The organism is Kitasatospora sp. NPDC059648 (genome assembly GCF_042734825.1).
Classification (GTDB): Bacteria; Actinomycetota; Actinomycetes; order Streptomycetales; family Streptomycetaceae; genus Kitasatospora.
On record NZ_JBHWDU010000168.1, the window covers coordinates 1 to 7,008 of the forward strand.

The 7,008-nt window shown below is 74.8% G+C and carries 1 protein-coding gene; it reads left to right on the top strand.

Features of this window, described 5'->3' with window-relative positions; translation table 11 throughout:
- Window positions 1-7,008, top strand: a 7,008-nt coding sequence (locus ACFV1W_RS39645) for an SDR family NAD(P)-dependent oxidoreductase (RefSeq protein ID WP_380422328.1), incomplete at both ends; no start/stop codon positions are given.

Consider the following 7,008-nt stretch of genomic DNA (forward strand, 5'->3'; position numbering starts at 1 on the left):
ACAGGCCAACTACGCCGCCGCCAACGCCTACCTCGACGCCCTCGCCACCCACCGCCACACCCACGGCCTCCCCGCCCACTCCCTCGCCTGGGGCCCGTGGCAGCAGGAGGCCGGCGGCATGACCGCGGCACTGACCGGGCAGGACCACGCCCGCCTGCGCCGGAACGGCCTGCTGCCGGTGCCGGTGGAGCGCGCCCTGGCGATGTTCGACGCCGCGCTGGCCGGCGGGAGCGCGACCGCCGTCGCCGCCCTCTTCGACACCGGTCGGCTGCGCGCCTCCGGCGAGGTGCCCGCGCTGTACCGCGGCCTGGTGCGCGGGGTCGCACGGCGGGCGGCGCAGGGCGCCGCGGCCGGCGCTTCGCCCGTACTGGAGCAGTTGCACGGGCGGAGCCCGGCCGAGCAGGAGCAGATCCTGCTCGACCTCGTCCGCGGCGCCGTCGCGGCCGCGCTCGGCCACGGCTCGGTCTCGTCCGTCGACCCGACCGGGCAGTTCAAGGAGCTCGGCTTCGACTCGCTGACCGCCGTCGAGCTGCGCAACGCGCTGGCCGCCGGCACCGGCCTGCGGCTGCCCGCCACCCTGACCTTCGACCACCCGACCCCCACCGCCGTGGCCCGCTTCCTGCTCGCCGGGCTGCTCGGCGACGGCGGCGCGGTCACCGGCGCCACCGCACCGACGGCCGTGACGGCCCGCGCGGACGACGACCCGATCGCGATCGTCGGCATGGGCTGCCGCTTCCCCGGCGGCGCCGACACCCCCGAGGCGCTGTGGCGGCTGGTCGCCGACGGCGTCGACGCGATCGGCGACTTCCCGGACAACCGCGGCTGGGACGTCGAGAACCTCTTCGACGCCGACCCGGAGGCGATCGGCAAGACCTACGCACGCCAGGGCGGATTCCTCTACGACGCCGACGAGTTCGACGCCGACTTCTTCGGCATCAGCCCGCGCGAGGCCCTCGCCCTCGACCCCCAGCAGCGCCTGCTGCTGGAGACCAGCTGGGAGGCGGTCGAGCGGGCCGGCATCGACCCGAAGTCCCTGCACGGCAGCCGTACCGGCGTGTTCACCGGCGTGATCGCCCAGGAGTACGCCTCGCTGAGCTACCTCGGCGACGAGGGCGCCGAGGGCTACCTGGTCACCGGTCTCGCCGCCAGCGTGGCCTCCGGCCGGGTGTCCTACGTGCTCGGGCTGGAGGGCCCGGCGCTCACCGTCGACACCGCCTGCTCCTCCTCGCTGGTCGCCCTGCACCTGGCCGTCCAGGCGCTGCGGCAGGGCGAGTGCACCATGGCTCTGGCCGGCGGCGTCACCGTGATGGCCACACCGGGGATGTACCAGGAGTTCAGCCGTCAGCGCGGGTTGTCGCCCGCCAGCCGCTGCCGGTCCTTCGCGGGCTCCGCCGACGGTGTCGCCTGGGGCGAGGGCGCGGGCATGCTGCTCCTGGAGCGGCTTTCGGACGCCCGGGCCAACGGGCACCGGGTGCTCGCGGTGGTCCGCGGCTCGGCGGTCAACCAGGACGGCGCCAGCAACGGGCTCACCGCCCCCAACGGGCCGTCGCAGCAACGGGTGATCCGGGCCGCGCTGGCCGACGCCGGGCTGGCTCCCGACCAGGTGGACGCGGTCGAGGCGCACGGCACCGGCACAACCCTCGGCGACCCGATCGAGGCCCAGGCCCTGCTGGCCACCTACGGCCAGGCGCGCGAACCCGAACTGCCCCTCTGGCTCGGCTCGTTCAAGTCCAACATCGGGCACACCCAGGCCGCGGCCGGCGTCGCCGGTGTGATCAAGATGGTCGAGGCGATGCGCCACGGCGTGCTGCCCAAGACCCTGCACGTGGACGAGCCCACCCCGCACGTGGACTGGGCCGAGGGTGCGGTCTCCCTGCTCACCGAAACCCGGGACTGGCCCGAGACCGACCACCCGCGCCGTTCCGCCGTCTCCTCCTTCGGCATCAGCGGCACCAACGCCCACATCGTCCTGGAGGCCGCACCGGAGAGCGCCGGACCCGTCGGGACCGGGACCGAGCCGGTCGGGGACGTCCCGGCAGCCGTCCCGTTCGTGCTCTCCGCCCGGACCGAACCCGCCCTGCGCGAGCAGGCGGACCGGCTGCGCGCGCACCTGCTGGACCGTCCGGACGTCGACCCGGTCGCCGTCGCCGGCGCCCTGGCCACCTCCCGGGGCCGGTACGAGCACAGCGGGGTCGTCATCGGCCGGGACCGCACGGAGCTGCTGAGCGGTCTCGCCGCGCTCGCCGCGGACCAGACCTCACCGGTCGTCGTGACCGGCCGCGCCGAGCAGCCCGGCCGTACCGTGTTCGTCTTCCCCGGACAGGGCTCCCAGTGGGAGGGCATGGCCCGCGACCTGCTGGCCGAGTCCCCGGTCTTCCGCACCCACCTCAAGGCCTGCGCCCAGGCCCTCGCCCGCCACACCGACTGGGACCTGCTCGACCTGCTCGAACAGCGCGCCGGCGCCCCCTCCCTGGAGCGGGTCGACGTCGTCCAGCCCGCCCTGTTCGCCGTCATGGTCTCGCTCGCCCGCCTCTGGGAGTCCGTCGGCGTCCGCCCCGACGCCGTCATCGGCCACTCCCAGGGCGAGATCGCCGCCGCCCACATCGCCGGCGCCCTCACCCTCGACGACGCCGCCCGCGTCGTCGTCCGCCGCAGCCAGGCCATCACCGCGCTCGCCGGCACCGGCACCATGGCCAGCATCCCCCTGCCCGCCGACCAGGTCGAACCGCTGCTCACCCGCCACGGCGGCGACGCCCACATCGCCGCCGTCAACGGCCCCAACCACACCGTCATCGCCGGCACCGTCGAGGCGCTGAACACCGTCGTCGACCGGGCCCAGGCCGACGGCATCCGCGCCCGCACCATCCCTGTCGACTACGCCTCCCACAGCCCCCGGGTCGAAGCCATCCGCGACCGGGTCCTCACCGACCTCGCCGGCCTCACCCCCCAGCCCTCCGCCATCCCGCTCTACTCCACCCTCACCGCCGCGTTCATCGACACCACCGTCATGGACGCCGACTACTGGTACACCAACCTCCGCAACCCCGTCCTCTTCGAACAGTCCGTCCGCGCTCTCGTCGAAACCGGCCACACCACCTTCATCGAGGCCAGCCCCCACCCCGTGCTCACCAACCCCGTCGAGGAGATCCTCGACGGCACCGGCCGGGCGATCGGCACCCTGCGCCGCGACCACGGCGACCTGGCCCGCTTCCTCACCTCCGCGGCGCAGGCCCACACCACCGGCACCTCCATCACCTGGCCCGACCTGCCGGGCGCCCCGGCGATCCCGGTGGAGCTGCCCACCTACCCCTTCCAGCGCCGGTCGTACTGGCTGAAGCCGGTCGCCGCCACCGACCTCGGCAGCACGGGCTTGCGTCCGCTGCGCCACCCGGTGCTGGCCGCCGCCACCACACTGCCCGACGGCACCCACCTGTTCACCGGCCGGGTCTCGCTGCACCAGCAGCCCTGGCTCGTCGACCACGCCGTGCTGGACGCCGTGCTGCTGCCCGGCGCCGCCTTCGTCGAGCTCGCCCTGCACGCCGCCCAGCGGGCCGACCACCCGCACCTGGCCGAACTCACGCTCCAGCACCCGCTGGTGGTCCCCGAGGACGCCAGCGTCGAGGTCCAGGTCTCGGTGGGCCCGGCGGAGGGCGGGGCCGGCCGTACGGTGACCGTCCACTCCCGCCCGGCCGGCCCGACCGGCGACGACCAGCCGTGGACGGCGCACGCGGTCGGCACCCTCACCGCCGAGGCACCCGACCGCCCCCCGGTCGAGGAGGCCTGGCCTCCGGCCGGAGCGGTCCCGGTCCCGGTCGACGGCTTCTACCCCCGGCTCGCCGCGCGCGGCTACCACTACGGCCCGCTCTTCCAGGGCCTGCGGGCCGCCTGGCGGCGCGGGACGGAGCTGTACGCGGAGGTCGTGCTGCCCGGTGACGGCGGCACCGACGGCTTCGGCATCCACCCCGCCCTGCTGGACGCGGCCCTGCACGCCTCACTGCTCGACCTCGGGCCCGAGGGCATCCGGCTGCCGTTCTCGTGGACCGACGTCGACCTGCACGCCGTCGGGGCCCGCGCGCTCCGGGTACGGCTGTCGCCGACCGGCCCGGAGAGCGCCCGGCTGACCCTCTCCGACTTCGACGGGTTTCCGGTCCTGACGGTGGACTCGCTGGCCGGCCGCCCGATCACGTCCGAGCAGCTCGCTGCGGTCCGCACCGTCGCCCGTCCCCCGCTGTACCGGGTGGAGCAGGCGGCGCGGGACCTCACCGGCCGTACCCCCGTCACCGGGCCGTGGGTGGTCGTCGGCGACGAGGCGTCCGCCGAAGCGCTGCGCACCGCGGGCGTCGGTGTCCTCCGCCACCTTCCGCTCACCGCTTCCGCCGACGACAGCGAACCCGCCCGCGCTCACGACCTCGCCCAGCAGGCCCTCGCCGCCCTCCGGGAAGCCCTCACCGACGAGGGCCTCACCGACAGCCCCGTTCTGGTCGCCACCCGGCATGCCGACGGCCTGGCCGCCTCCACCGTCCGGGGACTCACCCGCTCCGCCCAGGCCGAGCACCCCGACCGCATCGTCCTCGTCCACCTCGACGACACCGGCCACCACCTCCTGCCCGCCGCCCTCGCCGACCGCAACGAACCGGAACTCGCGCTGGTGGACGGCCGGTTGACCGTGCCCCGGCTGGCCAGGGCCGCCACCCCGGACACGGCGGAGAACACCCCGCTCGACCCGGACGGAACCGTCCTGATCACCGGCGGCACCGGCACCCTCGGCACCCTCCTCGCCAAACACCTCGCCACCACCCACGGTGTGCGACACCTGGTGCTCACCAGCCGACGCGGCCCCGACACCCCGGGAGCAACCCAACTCACCGCCGAACTCCGGGAACTGGGCGCCACCGTCACCATCGCCGCCTGCGACACCACCGACCGCCAAGCCGTGGACACCCTGCTCGCCGGCATCCCCACCGAACACCCCCTCACCGCCGTCATCCACACCGCCGGCATCCTCGACGACGCCACCCTCGCCACCCTCACCCCCGAACGCCTCACCACCGTCCTCCGACCCAAGATCGACGCCGCCTGGCACCTCCACCAGGCCACCGAACACCTCGACCTCCGCGCCTTCGTCCTCTACTCCTCCATCGCCGCCACCATCGGCAGCCCCGGACAGGCCAACTACGCCGCCGCCAACGCCTACCTCGACGCCCTCGCCACCCACCGCCACACCCACGGCCTCCCCGCCCACTCCCTCGCCTGGGGCCTCTGGGCCCAGGACAGCGCGCTCACCGGCAGTGTGGACGACACCGCCCGCGCCCGCATGGCCCGGCGCGGGATCCTGCCGCAGGCCACCGCGGAGGCGCTCGCCCTGTTCGACGCCGCGCTCGGCACGGACCTCCCGGTCACCGTGCCGGCCCGGTTCGACCTCGCCGCCCTGCGGCAGCGCGCCGCCGAAACGGGCGTCCAGCCGCTGCTGCGCGGCCTGGTCGGGTCGGTGCCGCGCCGAAGTACGCACGCCGGACCGGCCGATGAACACGGACTGCGGTCCCGCCTGGCCGGCCTGTCACCCGAGGCCCAGGACCAGGCCCTGCTCGACCTCGTCCGCGCCCAACTCGCCACCGCGCTGCACCACTCCGAGCCCGAGGCGATCCCGGCCCATCGCGGCTTCCTGGAGCTGGGCCTGGACTCGCTGACCGCCGTCGAACTGCGCAACGCGCTGGCCCGGGCCACCGGGCTGCGCCTGCCCGCGACACTCGTCTTCAACCACCCCACCCCCACCGCACTCGCCGCCTACCTGCGGGGCGAACTCCTCGGGAAGAACGCGGACTCCGCCGCCCCGGCCCCGGCCACGGCAGCGGCCGGAGGCGAGGACGCGATCGCCGTCGTGGGCATGGGCTGCCGGTACCCCGGCGGGGTGACCACGCCCGAACAGCTCTGGCGGCTGGTCGCCGAGGGCGTCGACGCGATCGGCGACTTCCCCGACGGACGAGGCTGGAACATCGAGGAGATGTACGACCCCGACCCGGACGCGCACGGCAAGACCTACACCCGGCACGGCGGCTTCCTCTACGACGCCGACAAGTTCGACCCCGAGTTCTTCGGCATCAGCCCGCGTGAGGCCCTCGCCGTCGACCCCCAGCAGCGGCTGCTGCTGGAAACCAGCTGGGAGGCGTTCGAGCGGGCCGGGATCGCCCCGGACAACCTGCGCGGCAAGCCCGTCGGGGTCTTCACCGGCGTCATGTACTACGACTACGGCACCCGCCTGGCGGACCGGACCCCGGACGGCTTCGAGGGCTACCTCAGCACCGGCAGCGCGGGCAGTGTGGCCTCGGGCCGCATCTCGTACACCTTCGGCCTGGAGGGCCCTGCGGTGTCGGTGGACACCGCGTGCTCCTCCTCGCTCGTCGCCCTGCACCTGGCCGCCCAGGCGCTGCGGCAGGGCGAGTGCACGATGGCGCTGGCCGGCGGTGTCACCGTGATGGCCACGCCCACCACCTTCCTGGAGTTCAGCCGCCAGCGCGGGCTGTCCCCGGACGGACGGTGCAAGTCCTTCGCGGGCGCCGCCGACGGCGTCGCCTGGGGCGAGGGGGCCGGCATGCTGCTGCTGGAGCGGCTCTCCGACGCCCAGGCCGCCGGGCACCCGGTGCTCGCGGTCATCCGCGGCACCGCGATCAACCAGGACGGCAAGAGCAGCCAGCTCACCGCGCCGAACGGCCCCTCCCAGGAGCGGGTCATCCGCGCCGCGCTGGCCAATGCCCGGCTGACCGCCGACCAGGTCGACGCGGTCGAGGCCCACGGCACCGGCACCACCCTCGGCGACCCGATCGAGGCGGAGGCGCTGATCGCCACCTACGGGCAGGGACGAGCTGCCGAACAGCCTCTGCTGATCGGTTCGTTGAAGTCCAACATCGGCCACACCCAGGCCGCGGCGGGCGTCGGCGGCGTCATCAAGATGGTCGAGGCGATGCGTCACGGCGTGCTGCCCCGCACCCTCCACGTGGACGAGCCCACCCC